This window comes from Pedobacter rhizosphaerae, from assembly GCF_900111155.1.
Classification (GTDB): domain Bacteria; phylum Bacteroidota; class Bacteroidia; order Sphingobacteriales; family Sphingobacteriaceae; genus Pedobacter; species Pedobacter rhizosphaerae.
Window position 1 is genome coordinate 40,429 of the sequence record NZ_FOGG01000035.1, and the last position, 14,476, is coordinate 54,904.

General features: G+C 38.9%; 10 protein-coding genes and 2 tRNA genes. 8 read left to right on the forward strand and 4 right to left on the reverse strand.

The window, feature by feature from the left end:
- Window positions 1–77 precede the first annotated feature (77 nt).
- The 3 genes from BMX11_RS20080 to feoB all read left to right on the forward strand — a co-directional run bounded on the left by BMX11_RS20080 (window position 78) and on the right by feoB (window position 5,353).
- Entirely contained in the window at window positions 78–2,846 is a 2,769-nt protein-coding gene (locus BMX11_RS20080) for a TonB-dependent receptor (RefSeq protein ID WP_090887947.1), read from the forward strand.
- Window positions 2,847–3,018: 172 nt separating this feature from the next.
- On the forward strand, window positions 3,019–3,234 hold the full coding sequence (locus BMX11_RS20085) for a FeoA family protein (RefSeq protein ID WP_090887950.1): 216 nt from the start codon (window positions 3,019–3,021) through the stop codon (window positions 3,232–3,234).
- Between the two features lie 10 nt (window positions 3,235–3,244).
- Window positions 3,245–5,353 carry a ferrous iron transport protein B gene (gene feoB / locus BMX11_RS20090; protein WP_090887953.1) on the forward strand — a complete coding sequence of 703 codons (2,109 nt, stop codon included), beginning with the start codon at window positions 3,245–3,247 and terminating at the stop codon, window positions 5,351–5,353.
- Window positions 5,354–5,955: 602 nt separating this feature from the next.
- Here feoB and BMX11_RS20095 read toward each other — a convergent pair.
- A complete protein-coding gene (locus BMX11_RS20095) occupies window positions 5,956–6,432 on the reverse strand; it encodes an Lrp/AsnC ligand binding domain-containing protein (protein WP_025145395.1) in 477 nt (158 codons plus the stop codon).
- Between the two features lie 160 nt (window positions 6,433–6,592).
- Here BMX11_RS20095 and BMX11_RS24420 point away from each other — a divergent pair.
- From BMX11_RS24420 to BMX11_RS20100, 3 genes are all read left to right on the forward strand, one after another.
- A tRNA-Asp gene (locus BMX11_RS24420) sits at window positions 6,593–6,703 on the forward strand.
- A gap of 72 nt (window positions 6,704–6,775) precedes the next feature.
- A tRNA-Asp gene (locus tag BMX11_RS24425) sits at window positions 6,776–6,920 on the forward strand.
- A gap of 151 nt (window positions 6,921–7,071) precedes the next feature.
- Window positions 7,072–8,088 carry a LacI family DNA-binding transcriptional regulator gene (locus BMX11_RS20100; protein WP_090887956.1) on the forward strand — a complete coding sequence of 339 codons (1,017 nt, stop codon included), beginning with the start codon at window positions 7,072–7,074 and terminating at the stop codon, window positions 8,086–8,088.
- A gap of 58 nt (window positions 8,089–8,146) precedes the next feature.
- Here BMX11_RS20100 and frr read toward each other — a convergent pair whose 3' ends face one another.
- The 3 genes from frr to nagA all read right to left on the reverse strand — a co-directional run bounded on the left by frr (window position 8,147) and on the right by nagA (window position 10,612).
- Window positions 8,147–8,710, reverse strand: coding sequence for a ribosome recycling factor (frr, locus tag BMX11_RS20105; RefSeq protein ID WP_090887959.1), 564 nt, complete (start codon window positions 8,708–8,710; stop codon window positions 8,147–8,149).
- Between the two features lie 41 nt (window positions 8,711–8,751).
- Window positions 8,752–9,456, reverse strand: a complete 705-nt coding sequence (gene pyrH, locus BMX11_RS20110) for a UMP kinase (protein WP_090887962.1) — start codon at window positions 9,454–9,456, stop codon at window positions 8,752–8,754.
- A gap of 64 nt (window positions 9,457–9,520) precedes the next feature.
- Window positions 9,521–10,612: an N-acetylglucosamine-6-phosphate deacetylase gene (gene nagA / locus BMX11_RS20115; protein ID WP_090887965.1), complete on the reverse strand. Its 1,092-nt coding sequence runs from the start codon at window positions 10,610–10,612 to the stop codon at window positions 9,521–9,523.
- Window positions 10,613–10,752: 140 nt separating this feature from the next.
- Between nagA and BMX11_RS20120 the strand changes: the two genes are divergently transcribed.
- Window positions 10,753–12,777 carry an O-antigen ligase family protein gene (locus BMX11_RS20120; RefSeq protein WP_090887968.1) on the forward strand — a complete coding sequence of 675 codons (2,025 nt, stop codon included), beginning with the start codon at window positions 10,753–10,755 and terminating at the stop codon, window positions 12,775–12,777.
- Window positions 12,778–12,914: 137 nt separating this feature from the next.
- The gene (locus BMX11_RS20125) at window positions 12,915–14,126 is read left to right on the forward strand and encodes a purple acid phosphatase family protein (protein ID WP_090887971.1); all 1,212 of its coding nucleotides are present in this window, start codon (window positions 12,915–12,917) and stop codon (window positions 14,124–14,126) included.
- Window positions 14,127–14,476: the final 350 nt, after the last annotated feature.

A 14,476-nucleotide genomic window follows, 5' to 3' on the forward strand; every position in this document is an offset into this window, starting at 1 on the left:
TTCAATTGTTACGAAAGCCAAGCAAACCTTTGGTTAGGTTCCTAGTCTTAACCATCAACACACATTAATTTAACCAAATGAACAAATTCTTTACTCTCTTATTTGTCTTATGTACCACCTTTGCTTATGCGCAAAAAACAGGAACCATTACCGGTCGTGTTATTCAATCAAAAGATAAAAAGCCTATAGATTACGCTTCAATAGCCATTAAAAATACTAGCGATTCTAGTGTGGTGGGGGCAATAAATACAAGTGAGGATGGAAAATTTGCTTTCAAAAATCTTAAACCAGGAAGCTATCGCTTGTATGCTGCATTTTTAGGATTAAAAAACGTAAATAAGGATTTTACCATTACTGCAGATAAATCAGATATAAACCTGGGTGATATTGTTTTAGAAGGAGGGGCAATTGATTTACAAACCGTAGAGATTAAAGCAGAGGTTCCACCCATTGTGGTAAAGAAAGATACCTTAGAATTTAATGCCAGTTCATTTAAGGTGGTAGAAAATGCCGTGGTAGAAGATTTACTGAAAAAGCTACCGGGAGTTGAAGTTGATAAAGCCGGAACAGTAAAGGCACAGGGAGAAACCATTACCAAGGTAAAGGTTGATGGAAAGGAGTTTTTTGGAAATGATCCCCTTCTGGCTACCAAAAACCTGCCAGCAGATATGATCGATAAGATTCAGATTATTGATGAACTATCGGACCAGGCTCAGTTTACAGGAATAGATGATGGATCAAGAACAAAAATCATCAATATAACCACCCGTAAAGACCGTAAGAATGGCTATTTTGGGAATACTACCGCAGGGTATGGGTCAGACAATAGGTATGATATCGGAGCAAACATCAATCACTTTAATCAAGACCGTAAATTGAGCGTTATTGCGCAGTTCAACAATGTAAACAAGCAGAACTTTGGCGGCGGTTTGGGTGGTGGAAACGGCGGTGGCAATGGCGGAAGAGAGGGGATAAGTAATACCAATGCGGGTGGTTTCAACTTCAGCGATGAATATGCTGATGAGACAGAAATTAACCTGAGTTATTTTGTCAATAAATCGGATAATTTAATTCTCAGAAATAGTGTTACGCAAAACTTACTGGGAGATGAAATCACGATTTTTAATAACAACCAGAATAATAATGCAGATAGATTGAACCATCGCCTAAACTTTATGGTAGATACCAAGCTGGATTCTTTAACTTCTTTAAAAATACAGCCCAATCTCAGTTATACCGATAACGAAAGCTTAAACTACAGTCAATATTCCAGAAGTTATAGCCAATACAAAATTGATGGAAGCCAGACCATCACCAATCACAATACTGCCCCATCCTTCAGTAATAATATTCTACTGAGAAAAAAGTTTAGGAAAAGGGGGCGAACCTTATCATTAAATCTGAATACCAATATCAATAATAACGATGCCGATAACTATAACAATATCGAAGATATCCGAACCGACAGTGTTACGACGAAGAAGATAACGAATCAGTTTAACGATCAGGAAAGCGAATCACTAAATCATAATACCCGATTAGTTTATACAGAACCGCTTTCTAATAGTTTAAGTATAGAATTTAACTATCAAAATGGATATAACCATAATACATCTGATCGTTTTACCTACAATTTTAATCCGGCAACATTAGCATATGATTTGCTAGATCAAACCTATAGTAACGCCTATGAAAATACGATCCTGACCAATACAGCAGGTTTCAGTTTCAATAAAATGGCCAAAAAATACAACTGGAATATCGGCATGGCCGTGCAGAATACCGATCGGACCAACAACAACATTACCCGTGGATTTGTATTGAAGCAAAATATATTTAACTACACCCCATCGGCAATGTTCAGGTATAACTTTAGCAATAGTAAGCGGTTTGTAGTTAATTACAGGGGCAGTACCAATCAGCCAACCATTCAGCAATTGCAGCCTATACCCAACAATACCAATACACAAAGTATCCCTGTTGGAAACCCAAATCTGAAACCGGAGTTTAACAATACTTTGCGCCTGGCTTACAATACTTTTACGGTAGGGAAAAACCGTTCCTTGTTTATCAATATGAATTTTACGCAAACCTCCAACAGAATTGCCAATAGTACCAGTGTTATTGATACGGGTGTTAACGAAGGGAAGCTGGCAGTACTTCCGGTAAATGTTAACGGCGTGTATTCAGGTTCCATTTCATCATCCATTAGCCTTCCGATTATGGCAGAAAATAAACTGAACTTCCATATTAATGTTGGAGGTAGCTATGACCGCGATGTAAACTTTACAAGAGATTTAAAAAATATTACCAATAGCTGGTCTATATCCAATGGCTATCGTTTAGTATCCAATCTGGATAAATTAGACCTCACCGCCGGTATTAATGCAACCATTAACCGCGCTACCTATTCTGCTCAACCACAATCCAATACCCGTTATTATACTTTTTCGCCCAATGTTAGTGTGAGTTATCTATTTCCGGGAGATATTCGTTTTGCTGTAGATGCAGATTATAACCAAAATACAGGTAGAGGGGAGGGATATGATACATATTTTACCCTGGTAAATTCGTATGTAAGCAAGCAATTCTTTAAAAACAGAGGAACTTTGAAGGCTGCAGTGAATGATTTATTGAATGAAAATCAAGGCATAAGCCGTACAGCCAATAACAACACCATACAGGATGTGAGCTTTAATGTATTGAAAAGATACTTTATGTTCTCTTTTACTTATTCCTTAAACAGAATGGGAGGTAAAAATAGGAATAGAGGAGGCGAAGGTCGTGAGGGTGGAAGAGAAGGAAGGGGAGGCGGAGGCTTTGGTGGTGGCAGACAACGATTTTAAATCATACTAAAGTAATCCTTAGCTTTGTACAGAATCTCTGGGTCAGGTTATTTGGAATAAATCTAAAGAAAGGTTAACTTGCGACCAAATTCAGCACATGAGAAACCAGTTGGGTTTAGGATTTTTATTTTAAATCTGAAGCTCGTCTGACTAAAAAAATAATATTAAACAGATGAAACTTTCGCATCTAAAAGTAGGAGAAACAGGCACCATTGTTGCCTTCACGGATCTTGATTTATCTGTGAAGTTAATGGAGATGGGGTGTTTGCCAGGTGAAGTGGTAGAAGTTGAACGTTTTGCTCCTCTTGGCGATCCAATGGCTATTCGTGTTGCAGGTTATCAGTTATGCTTAAGAAAAAGCGAAGCTGATGTCATTATCATACAATAATTAGGCTGATTTGGATATTAAAGTTGCGTTAGTTGGTAATCCCAATACAGGTAAATCTACTCTATTTAACCGCTTAACGGGGTTGAATCAAAAAATTGGAAACTTTCCGGGTATAACGGTCGATAAGAAGACAGGTTTTAGCCGTTTAGATAGTCATAAAGAAGCTGAGATTATAGATTTGCCGGGTACCTACAGCTTGTATCCAAAAAGTAAAGATGAAAGCATTGTCTTCCAGGTTTTAGCCGATAAAAAAAATAGCAGCCATCCCGATGTCATTGTACTCGTTACCGATTCTTCCAATCTGAAACGAAATATGCTACTTTATTCGCAGGTAGCAGATTTAGGTATTCCGATGGTTTTGGCTTTGAATATGGTCGATGTTGCAGCAAAGCAGGGTATAGAAGTTAATGTTGATCGGCTGGCCGAAAAATTGGGAATACAGGTGGTATCCATTTCAGCGAGAAATAATATCGGTATTGATCAATTAAAACAAGCGATTGCCAATACGAATAAAATAGCAACACAAAATCTGGAAGTAGACGTTAATTTTCTAGCACCAGCGGCTATTAATGCCATTAAGCGCCATATTAATGCCGACAATGATTATTATGCATTACAGGTGTTGCATCAGCACGAACACTTAACTTTTTTTAGCGATCAGCAGCAAGAAGAGATTGAAGAGATTGAGCAATCTCATGGATTTGAATCTGCAAAGGTTCAGGCGGCAGAAACTATTGCCCGTTACAAACATTTAAGCACCATTCTTTCCGATGTCGTGGTAGATAAAGGAACAGCTAAAAAGTTTTCTTTTAGCGATAAGTTAGACGGTATTCTCACCCATAAAATCTGGGGGTTTGCCATTTTCTTATTGATTCTCTTCATCATTTTTAATGCCATATTTGCCTGGTCATCCTATCCTATGGATTTAATTGAATCTACTTTTGGATGGTTAACAGCCCTTGGACATGAGCATTTGCCAGCGGGTATGCTTACCGACTTATTGTTGGATGGTGTAATTGCAGGGCTTGGCGGAATCTTCGTATTCATCCCGCAAATTGCTATTCTTTTTGCCTTTATTTCCATTTTGGAAGATACGGGTTATATGGCCAGGGTAACCTTTATGATGGATAAAATCATGAGTAAGGTGGGCCTAAATGGCAAATCTGTTGTGCCCATGATTGGTGGTTTGGCTTGCGCCGTTCCCTCTATTATGGCGGCGAGAAACATCGAGAACTGGAAAGACAGGATGATTACCATCATGGTAACGCCATTAATTAGCTGTAGTGCCCGCCTTCCGGTTTATATTTTAATTATTTCATTAATTGTTCCGCAAGAAACAGTTTTTGGTATTTTTAGTAAGCAGGGTTTGGCCCTGATGATTATGTATCTGGTTGGGGTAGTTGCTGCGGTTGCGGTAGCCTGGGTAATGAAGGTCATTATCAAAACGAAAGAGCGTTCGTATTTCATTATGGAACTTCCGATTTATCGTATGCCAAGATGGAAGAATGTTCTTTTTACCATGTATGAAAAATCGAAGACTTTTGTTTTTGAAGCTGGAAAGGTGATTATTGCGATATCAATTATCCTTTGGGTAATGGCATCTTTTGGCCCTGGAAATCGCTTTGAGAAAATCGATCAGAAATACGCCACTGCATTAGCCGATACGACCCAAAACACTACACATATTGAAACTCTTGTGGCCACAGAGAAACTGGAGAACTCTTACGTAGGGATTCTGGGACACTTTATTGAGCCTGCTATCCGCCCCTTGGGTTACGATTGGAAAATTGGGATAGGATTAATTACTTCATTTGCAGCGCGTGAAGCCTTTGTAGGTACAATGGCCACTATTTACAGTGTGGATGGTGGCGATGAAGACAGTGCAACCATTCGCGAACGCATGGCGGCATCGGTAAATAATAAAACAGGCTTGCCGGTTTATACCTTTGCTACGGGGATTTCCCTGATGCTATTTTACGCCTTTGCAATGCAATGCATGAGTACCGTTGCCATTGTATATCGTGAAACCAAAGGTTGGAAATGGCCGGTCATTCAATTGGTATACATGACGGCCATGGCTTATGTTGCAGCACTCGTAGCTTATCAGTTGCTGAGGTAAGTTAGTATCAAGTATTTAGTATCAAGTATCGAGGAGCAAGTATTTAGTACCAGGTATCAAGATGGAGTGCGTATCATGTAGAGCCTCCAGCCTGAACTCAATTATCATTGAAGACTCAGGACTGATGACTACCGACTCAGGACTCCGGATTGGTTTAGTTGGTGAGGTGGTAAGTTGTATTCCCAGCTCCAAACTCCCAACTGGTTTATTTGGTGAAGGTGGTGAGGTGCTGAGTTGGGTTGTGCGTTTAATACTCCAAGCTCCGAACTCCCTACTCCGATTGGTTTAGTTGGTGAGGTGGTAAGTTGTATTCCCAGCTCCAAACTCCCAACTGGTTTAGTTGGTGAGATGTTTAGTTGCTGAGTTGAGTTCTGCATTTAATACTCCAAACTCCGAACTGGTTCATTTGGTGAGGTGTTGAGCTGCTGAGTTGGGTTATGCATTTAATATTCCAAGCTCCGAACTCCCTACTCCATGCTTGTTTAGTTGGTGAGGTGTTGAGCTGCTGAGTTGGGTTGTGCGTTTAATACTCCAAACTCCCTACTCCAAACTTAACACCAACACTCGAGACTAAGGACTCCAGACTGAAGACTCCAAACCACTTACCCTAGCTCAATCTGACGCTTAATGCTCTCTTCTAAGGAGATTAAAGTCTCTGTACGCTGGATTCCGTTCACGGCTTGTATTTCTTCGTTTAGAACGTGTCTGAGGTGGTTAGTATCCCTGCAAATTATTTTTGCAAACATGCTATAGGCCCCTGTTGTATAATGAAGTTCCACCACTTCCTTAATTTTACTTAGCTGGGCTACTGCATCTTTGTATTGAATTCCTTTTTCTAAATAGATCCCTAAGAAAGCACAAATGTCATATCCAGCCTTCTGCGGATCGATGATTAAATGAGATCCCTTAATAATGCCCATTTCTTGTAATTTCTTCATTCTAACGTGTATAGTTCCGCCAGAAACGATCAAATCCTTAGCAATTTCAGTGTAAGGCTTTGTAGCATCCTGCATCAATTGTTTTAATATGTCGATGTCCAGGTTGTCAATTTCTAAATTGGAATTGTCTTTTTTAAGCATATTTTTGAATTATGATAAGCGAATTTAGTAAAATTTATCAATATTATAAAAATAAAATTAAATGTTTAAAATATTTGCAAGGCAATGGTTGTTCTTTTACATTTGTATTAAGCAATTAACAAAAAGGGAATGTTCTTTCACAATTGCTGAACATTAATAATGTAGGGTGGTGAAACAGGCAGACACACCTCCTTGTCTCGGTGGCGGAGATCATGGAAAACCAGCAATGGCTAACCACTCCTTGAAGGTTCGATTCCTTCCCCTACAGCCAGTTCAGTTTGCAATGTACGGTTTAGCAGTTTAAAATTGAAAACTATATGATTGAAACTGTTAACTTTTGAAATGTTGGGTGGTGAAATTGGCAGACACGCCTCCTTGTCTCGGTGGTGGGGAATAATGGGATAAACGCAGCTTATTGGGTTGACCACAAATTAATTTTTTGAACTGTAGCTAACTACCCCTTGAAGGTTCGACTCCTTCCCCAACAGCATTTTTTATGAATAATAAGTTAGTTAATTGAGCAATCCTGGATAGGTTGCTCTTTTTATTTTTACACCTTTCCCATTTAAAGCATATTTTTTTATTGAATCGATATATCGTATCTTTCACGATATTTAATTAAATGCTGCATCAATATTAATGAAGAAACCTTCCATAAAAGATATCGCGAGCCGGCTTAATATTTCTATTACGACTGTTTCGTTTGTCATTAATGGCAAAGCCAAAGAAAAGAATATCAGTGAGTCGCTTACCAAAAAGGTATTGGATTTAGTTGCAGAGCTCAATTATCAACCCAATGCCCTTGCCAAGAGCTTGCGTACGGGTAAAACTCAAATCTTAGGTTTTTTAGTAGACGATATTTCTGAGCCCTTTTTTGCTGCAATTGCCAGACATCTGGATGAAATCGCATCCGACTTAGGATACAAGATTCTATTTAGCAGTACCAGAAACAATACTCAAAAGGCCATAGAACTGCTGCAAATCCTGAAAGACAGGCACGTGGATGGCTATATTATGGCTCTCCCTGAAGGATTAGAAGAGGAGGTGAAAAAGTTAATTAAAACAGAAACACCAGTTGTGCTTTTCGATCGTTATGTGCCGGATGTTAAAACGGATTACGTTATTATTGATAACCAGGAGAGTGTTTATCAGGCAACAAAACACTTGATTGATAATGGTTACAAAAAAATTGGCTTTGTAACGCTTGAAACTTCTCAAAGTCAGATGATTGATCGCTTATCCGGTTACCAGGTGGCGATGGCCGAAGCAGGCCTTTCTACCTCTGTTAAAGAAGTAGATTATAAAAATGGTGCAGATTCTATAGCCCAGATGACTACCTATTTTAAAACGGAGCGGAAGTTGGATGCTGTTATTTTTGCAGCAAACTATATTTGTATGGATGGCTTAAGAACATTTAAGAAAATGGGAATTAAGATACATCAGGATATTGCTGTTGTTTCTTTTGATGATTTTGAGTTGCTGGAGTTTTGCGATCCACCTGTTACGGCAATTGTACAGCCCCTGAACGCCATAGCAGATAATGTGATGAAGATTTTATTGTCCAGATTAAATAAAGCCGGACAAGCGACCGGAAACACCCAGGTAAAGCTACCCGCTCATTTGAAGATAAGGGGTTCGAGCCTAAAAAAGATATAATATAAAAAAGGGGAACAGTTTTAAAGCTATTCCCCTTTTTTATTTCCTGCTGTTCTAATTAAACAGTCATGATATCTTTTTCTTTCGCTTCTGCGTGTTTATCAACTTTGATGATATATGCATCAGTTAACTTTTGAACTTCTCCTTCGCCAGTTTTAATATCATCGTCAGATACGCCTTCGCCTTTCAATTTCTTGATCTTCTCGTTGGCATCTTTACGGATGTTACGAACGGTGATTCTTCCGCGTTCTGCTTCCTCTTTTACCTTCTTAACCAGGTCTTTACGACGCTCTTCTGTAAGAGGAGGTACTAACAAGCGGATAACAATACCATCATTTTGCGGGTTGATACCAATGTTTGCTTCCTGGATGGCTTTTTCAATTGGTGTTAAAAGGGTTTTTTCCCAAGGCTGGATCACCAATGTCCTGGCATCAGGTGTATTGATACTAGCCACTTGAGATAAAGCGGTAGATGAGCCATAGTAATCAACAAAAATGCCATCAAGCATTCCTGCAGATGCTTTTCCTGCTCTAATTTTAGTTAATTCAGCTTCGCAGTGATCAATGGCTTTATCCATAGAAGCCTGAGAATCTAATAATTGTAACTTTATGAGGTCATTCATATTTGCGTGTATTTCTACAAAAATAATAAAATTTTTAAAGCTTATTTAACGAGTGTACCGATGGTTTCCCCATCTGCAATTTTCATGAAATTGCCTGGCTTGTTCATGTCAAAAACGATAATAGGTACCTGGTTTTCTTCACAAAGGGTAAAGGCAGTCATATCCATTACGTTTAAGTTTTTAGCATAAACTTCTTTAAATGAGATTTGCTCGAACTTAGTTGCTGAAGGGTCTTTCTCCGGATCCGCAGTGTAAATACCATCTACACGGGTTCCTTTCAGCACTGCATCGGCCTTAATTTCTATCGCACGAAGTGCAGCTGCAGAATCGGTAGTGAAATAAGGATTTCCTGTACCTGCACCAAAAATAACTACACGGCCTTTTTCTAAGTGACGTACAGCTCTTCTGCGAATAAATGGTTCGCAAATTTGCTCCATCTTGATCGCCGTTAACAAACGGGTTTTAATTCCTACTTTCTCTAATGCATCCTGCAATGCCATAGAGTTAATTACCGTAGCCAACATCCCCATGTAATCTGCCTGGGCTCTATCCATCCCACTTTTCTCGGCGCTTAACCCTCTAAATATATTTCCTCCACCGATAACGATTGCAATTTCAAGTCCTTTATCGTGTACAGCTTTAATATCTTCTGCATATTGTCTTACACGCTCATTATCAATGCCATATTGTTTGTCGCCCATTAGCGACTCGCCGCTAAGCTTCAGTAGGATGCGTTTGTATTTCATGACCTCAAAAATATTAACAATTTTTTACTTACCGACTATGCTTTTTAACAATTGATGTAAATATTTAGTTTGATACTATTTCTCCCTTGAAAATGACTTCCAAGATTTGGAGGTTTTGATCCAGAATGACCAGGTTGGCCTGTTGGCGAGGAGCTATTTCCCCCAGTAAATGAGGTAAGCCCAAAAGCCTTGCTGGATATACAGTTGCCATTTTCAGCGCCTGACTTAAGTTAATATCACAATGTGTGACACAATTTTGTACCGCCTGGAGCATAGTGAGAGATGAACCAGACAAAGTTCCATCGGGCATTACAAACTTATCTCCGCTTAAGCGATGTTGATAAGGACCGCTATCGCAGGCCGTAACCGCATCAGTAATTAAGAAAAGACGTTCCTTTAAAAGCCTTTGCGCAAATTTGACCACTTCAAAATCAACGTGCCTGCCATCTGCGATAATGCTCGCCATGGCTTTATCGTGATTAAATACTGCAGTCGGAATGCCGGGTTCACGATGATGAATGGGGCTCATGGCATTAAAAAGATGCGTAGTGGTTTGAATCCCTTTATTATAAGCTGCTGTAGCTTCCTCGAAAGTAGCGTTGCTGTGGCCCAGTGAAACCACCACATCATGATCTAAAAGGTATTGAATTACCTCATCATCCTGCAGTTCGGGAGCAATGGTCATCATTTTGATCACCCCATCACCAAAATCGAGCAATGCTTTGATTTCATCGAGGCTGGCTTTCCTCACATATTCGGGAACATGAGCACCTAAACGCTTAGGATTTAAAAATGGTCCTTCCAAATGCAATCCAAGACAGTTTTTAGCGTATTTACGATGCTCTTTTGCTGCCTGTATGCAATTGTTGAAAACTTCTGGCGTATTGGTTGCCATACAGGCTAGAAAGCCTGTAGTACCTTTTCTAAGTAAATCATTTTCCATGATTTGAAGCGATTCAACAGAAGGATGGGCAGAAAAAAGCCGATCTCCGGCACCGTAAATCTGTAAATCAATAAAGCCCGGAACAGCTAAGTATTCGCCCGTACCGGTTGCTTCATTTATTTCTGCAATATTAAAATCTCTGATTACGATTTCTTGATTGGTTTTTAATTCATCGTTCTGGTAATAGGAAATGTTACGGAGTAATTCGGGCATATCGCAGACTTAGTTAAATCAATAGGTTGAAACTCAAAATTAGATAATGTGACGAGATATTTCGTTCAATTCTATACAAATAGATATCGGAGGTTTAATTATTAAGGAGAAATGTTTATTTTAACAGATATTTTTTATTCATGCAGGGCGAAAAGCAAAAAGTTAAATCATCCCAAGTTTTAACGAGCAAGCCATCCACGATAACCAATAACATCATTTTGGTTATTGTTAGTTTGTATTTTCTGGTAGACTGTGTTCCAAAAGTAGCAATTATTGATCAGATGGGTATCCACTGGCTATTGATTGCGCTACTCAATTTGATTGCAGGCTTGTTCATTTTGAAGAGTAATGAATTCTTAAACGGAATAAAGTCATTATTCAAAAATAAGGTTACCTGGCTTTATCTGGCTTTTGTGACTATCTCAGGCATTTCCATTTTTTTTGCCTTAAATAAGAGCGAAGGCCTGGTCATTTATGCTCGGTTACTCACTATTTGTATAACCGTTTTTATTTTTGGTATCCTCTTTTATGATCGCAAAAATCTGCTTAAAGACCTGGTGGTTGTAGTGATGTTGATTGTGCTTGCGCAATCATTTAATGGGGTGATGCAGTTTTTTGCCGGGTTGGGAAAGATCGACCTGTCTACATTGGTTAATAGCCTACAGAGTACTACGGGTAATAAAAACATCTTCGCCGCTGCTTTGGTGATTAAAATACCATTGATCATTTATTGCATACTGAAGCGGCAGGGGATTTTCAGATACCTTGGCTTATTAACCCTTTTTCTGGCTGTTCTCCCTGTTTTTTTTATCAACGCAAGGTCGGCCTATTTAGGATTAATATCAAGTTTTCTGATTGTAGGTGGCCTGACCATTTATTTGCAACTTAAAAGCAAGGCGATGGCTCAGTTTAAGCTCAATTCATTGCTCATATTGGGTATCTATGTCTTGGCATTTTTCATTAGTCAGAATACACTAAACAAGGCTAAGCTGTTCAATCAAACCACTGTTTATGGAACGTTTGGAGATCGGCTCGGAACGGTAGTCGATACAAATAATGAAGCAACAAATATCCGTTTGAAATACTGGAAAGGCGCTTTTAATTTAATTTCAAAGCGACCTTTAACGGGGGTAGGGTATGGGAATTGGAAACTTTACTCCCCACTGTACACGGGGCCGTTAATAAACGACAATCTGTTTTCTAAACATCCGCACAACGACTTTATTGAGATTGCGGGCGAATCAGGTATTTTAAACAGTATTATATTTTTATCCATCTTCATATGCGCATTCTTTTCTGCACTAAGCATAATAAGGTCTAAGCGAGACCCGGAGATCAAGTTGATTGCAATCATTATTTTGGGGAGCTTAGCGGGGTATTTTATTGATGCGTTTTTCAATTTCCCATCTGAAAGACCTAATATCCAGGTGTTATTTGCCTTTATTTTAGGTGTGATTCTCACTAACTATTTTGCCTCAACAGGCGGACATTCGGAAAGCCATAGGCCGATATCAAAGCTTATCTTTATTGTACCCACCATTTTATTCGGAATAGTTACGGTTTACGTGCATACTTTGGCGTTTCAATCTATGAAAGTGCAATGGGTGGTTGATAATGACCTAAACAGTATTGATAACCTACCGGGAGCCATACCTAATTTGAAGTATGCTCAGGTGAATAGCGTGCTTCCCGACTATCCGCAAATTGCAGAGAATTCTGAAATCATAGCCTTTAAGAAAGCCAAATACCTGAGGGTAGAAAAGCGATATCAAGAGGCTATACATTTGCTGGATAGTGTTCAGTACCAAAGCCCGTACCTGCCATATAGCGACGACTTGAGGTGTAATATATACCTGGAAACGAAGCAATTGGATAGTGCGTTTAAGTATGGGAAGAAAGCAGCATCTATTAAGCCCCGTAACTTTTACTATTACAGAATGGCCAGTTATTTGGCCAGGGTAAACAATGATATTGATGGGGTGCATAAGTTATTTAAAACCTATCATACCTACCGTAACGACCAGCAGTCGTGGTCTTATTATGCCTTAACAATGTTTTATTCTAAAGCCAACAGGGCGGAGGTTAAAAAAGTGGTAGATTCGGGGCTCAAATATTTTCCGCAGGATACAATCATGTTAAGTTATAGACCTTTATTGCCGAAATGATTAACGCAAAACTGATTTTATAAGTTGGCAATATAATGATCGAATGTATATCAAACGTTTGAGTAAATTTAATCTTACACGAATAAATTAGCGTATTGTCGATTTATATTTGATTAATCAGATAGACTAATCAATAAATGGCAGAAAATCAGAATAATAGAAGAAGTTTTTTAAGAACAAGTCTTACGCTTGGTGCTGCAACATTAGTTGCCCCATCAGCTACCATGGCGAGCTTGCCGGCAAATGTAAAGGAAGAAGAATTTAAGATTGCCGTAGGGCCTTATCTTCAAAGCAACTTTAATAATTCGATAACCATTCTTTGGCTCACAAACAAAAACGCTGCAGGCTGGGTAGAATTTGGAGAAACAGCTGGTAATTTAGACAGAAAGGCTTATGGAAAGGAGGAACTGGGTTTAATGCAGGCCAATTCCAAGTTAAATGCAGTAACGATCCAAAACTTAAAGCCTGGGGTGAAATATTTTTATAAAATTGTTTCCAAAGAAATTAAAGATTTTCAGCCTTATAAACTGACCTATGGTGAAACCATTAGTAGCGGGGTAGATCAGTTTGAAAATGCAGATGTAAGTAAGAAAGAGGTTTCTTTTTTAATGATGAACGATATTCATGATCGTCCGGAATCTATTCCATTTTTGTTAAACCTTGCTCCGAAAGGAAAGCAGGATTTCGTGTTCTTTAATGGAGATATATTTGATTATCAAACCGATGAAAAGCAAATTATAGATCACATGCTGCAACCCTGTGTGGATAGTTTTGCCAGGCATACCCCATTTGTTTATGTAAGAGGTAACCATGAAACCAGGGGGAAGTTTGCCCGTGAGTTTTCGCAATACTACATGCATGTTGGCCATGCAGCATTTACCCTGGGGCCAGTAAGGTTTGTGATTTTAGATACGGGAGAAGATAAAGAGGATGCTCACCCTGTTTACGCAGGCATAGTTAATTTTGACGATTACAGAGCCCAGCAGGCCGAATGGCTTAAAAATGAGATCAATACCAAGGCCTTTAAGAACGCGCCGTTCAGGATTGTTTTAATGCATATCCCACCTCGTTTTTCAGGTGATGCACATGGACCAAAACATTGTACCGAGTTGTTTGAGCCCTTGCTTAACCAAGGCAAAGTTGATTTGGTTTTAAGCGGACATACCCATAAATACATGGTTCATCAGCCGGATAAAAATTTAAATCGTTATCCTTTAATTATTGGGGGTGGTCCTAAAGCAGGAACCAGAACAATTACCTCAATTAAAGCTAGTCAGCATAAAATTACAGTGAGCATGATAGGCGATTCCGGAACAGAAGTGGGAACTTACACGGCAATAAGAAAATAAAAAAGCCGGTTAGCTTTAAAAGGAGGGCACTGAAAAAGTAGGCTTAAAATGGTCTATAAAAAGATTAGCGGATGGGTAGGTCATAAGATCTCCATCCGCTTTTTGTTTTTGAGTGTTTTTATATTTTTACTGATTCCAATTTATTAAGATCTCTCCCCGATTTATAGCGTTTTAGGACCCTTTTCAAGATGTTTTTTTTTGCAAAAGTGATCCCGCTTTAGAATTTTAGTATTCTTTTTAGATTTACCACGAATATCGCTATTGCACCTTGCATTTTCATGCTTTCAAGGCCATAGGAGTTTGCCCTGTCATATCCATGAACATTTTTCAATTCACTATTTTTCGCCTCA